Source organism: Sulfurovum sp. bin170, assembly GCF_010892395.1.
Taxonomy (GTDB): Bacteria; Campylobacterota; Campylobacteria; order Campylobacterales; family Sulfurovaceae; genus UBA1140.
Window position 1 is genome coordinate 1 of sequence record NZ_JAACKB010000090.1, and the last position, 1,996, is coordinate 1,996.

The 1,996-nt window shown below is 39.2% G+C and carries 4 protein-coding genes; all 4 read left to right on the plus strand.

Going from position 1 to position 1,996, the window contains the following annotated elements:
- Positions 1 to 642: phage baseplate assembly protein V (locus GSY74_RS02125; protein ID WP_164663469.1), on the plus strand; the 642-nt coding region annotated here is incomplete at its 5' end.
- A complete protein-coding gene (locus GSY74_RS02130; RefSeq protein WP_164663470.1) occupies positions 642 to 938 on the plus strand; it encodes a PAAR domain-containing protein in 297 nt (98 codons plus the stop codon). The genes GSY74_RS02125 and GSY74_RS02130, both read left to right, overlap by 1 nt.
- 9 nt (positions 939 to 947) lie before the next feature.
- Complete coding sequence (locus GSY74_RS02135; RefSeq protein ID WP_164663471.1) at positions 948 to 1,337, plus strand: GPW/gp25 family protein; 390 nt, start codon at positions 948 to 950, stop codon at positions 1,335 to 1,337.
- Position 1,338: 1 nt separating this feature from the next.
- Positions 1,339 to 1,996, plus strand: a 658-nt coding sequence (locus GSY74_RS02140; protein WP_164663472.1) for a hypothetical protein, incomplete at its 3' end; no start/stop codon positions are given.

Below are 1,996 nucleotides of genomic sequence, written 5' to 3' on the forward strand. Positions count from 1 at the left end.
AATGTTGACCCAGAATCATTTGGACGCATAAAGGTACAGTTTAACTGGCTACAAGAGGGTGAACAATCCTTTTGGGCAAGGGTAGCAACACCTATGTCAGGAGATGAGCAAGGAATCTACTTTCTTCCTGAGATTGAAGATGAAGTTCTTGTAGCCTTTGAGCATGGAAAGATTGAATACCCTGTTGTTATTGGTTCTCTCTGGAATGGTCTAAATCTACCCCCACAAAACAATGATGATGGAGAGAACAATATAAGACAAATACGCTCTCGTAGTGGACACGCCTTGAGCTTTGATGATAGTGAGGGAGCTGAGAAAATGACACTTGAATCATCAACCCTACATAAGATAGAATTTGATGATAGTGCTAAGACGATAAGCATTGAGAGTGAAGGTGGAAACAAAATCGTGGTTAATGATAACAGTCAAGAGATTTTGATTGAGGATAGTGGTGGTAACCATATAAAAATGGAGGCAAACAGTAACAAGATTACTGTTAAAAGTTCTGGTGACCTCATCCTTGAGGGGATGAATGTAACCATTAAAGCAGGAGTTTCACTAAAACTGGAAGGCAGTGCTGGGGTAGAGTTAACAAGCTCTGCCATTACCACCGTCAAAGGTTCTTTAGTGAAGATAAACTGATGGGAAATCCAGCAGCACGTGTGGGTGATGGCACAGCACACGGTACACCACTCGCTCCCGGTCCAGGAAGCACCAATGTACTTATTGGTGGTCTTCCTGCTTGGCGAGTAGGTATGGACTTTCATGCCTGTCCACTATTTACAGGTACTGTGCCACATGTAGGTGGTATGGTTGCGATGGGTAGCACCACTGTATTGATAAATAATATGCCTGCTGCTCGTATGGGTGACAGTATCGTTGAGGGTGGTCCTCCCAATAGCATTGCTATGGGTGAGGCTACTGTATTAATTGGATAGGAAAACATTATGAAAAAAGAATTTTTAGGTCGTGGTTGGAAGTTTCCTATAGAGATTGGTCATGATGGTGCATTTTCACTGAGCCAAGGCAATGAAGATATAGAAGAGGCGATTATTATTATTCTCAAAACAGCAAAAGGTGAACGACCAATGGAACCTGAGTTTGGTTGTGATATACACTCTTATATTTTTGAGGTGATTAACCAGTCAACCATGATGCGTATGCAAGAGGATATTAGAAAAGCTCTACTGCTCTATGAACCACGTATTGAAGTATTAGAGATCAACAATGAATATATAGAGAGTGGCATGATACTTTTTACCATTGACTACTCGGTGATTAGTACCAACAGCCGATATAACTTGGTCTATCCCTACCATATGAATGAAGGACGCTAAGATGAAACATCCACTACTCAACTCATACAAAGCCAGTGATTTTGAAACATCTATTAAAGCCTTAATTCCTTCATATCTACCAGAATGGAAACCAACTGAATATGAGGCAGGTTGGGCTGTAGCCAAAGCCTTTAGTAACATCTCTGAACAGGTAGCAGAACAACTAAATGCTGTACCAGAAAAGCTATTTTTATCGTATCTTGACCACATAGAAATAGAACCTAAAGAGGTAGAACATGCATTAACCCCCGTACAGTTTACCCTACGTAAAAAAGGATCTAATGCTGTACGTATACCAAAGAAGAGTCAACTTATAAGTCAATCCAAAGCCATTTTTGAAACACAAAGTGAATTTACAGCTCAAAAAGCAACGCTTGGCTCTTGCTATTTAGTAGATGCAAAAAAAGACACCATTATTGATATAGGGTCAAAACTAGAAGTACAAAAAAATGCTCATTTTGACTCTAAAGATTCTCTTCAATCACATGAACTCTATATTCGTGATGACAAACTTTTCCTTTTCAAAAAAAATCTAGGAAGAGAACAGTACATTAAGCTATCTATTCCTTGTCTAAAACATTGTAAATGGTTTTATTGGGGAATAGATGAAAATAGTACCCAACGTTGGATAGCATTTGAAGTGTCTTTTAAAGAAGAGA

Coding starts and splice junctions, on each gene's coding strand:
- GSY74_RS02130 (WP_164663470.1), top strand. CDS start 642: ATGGGAAATCCAGCAGCACGTGTGGGTGATGGCACAGCACACGGTACA.
- GSY74_RS02135 (WP_164663471.1), top strand. CDS start 948: ATGAAAAAAGAATTTTTAGGTCGTGGTTGGAAGTTTCCTATAGAGATT.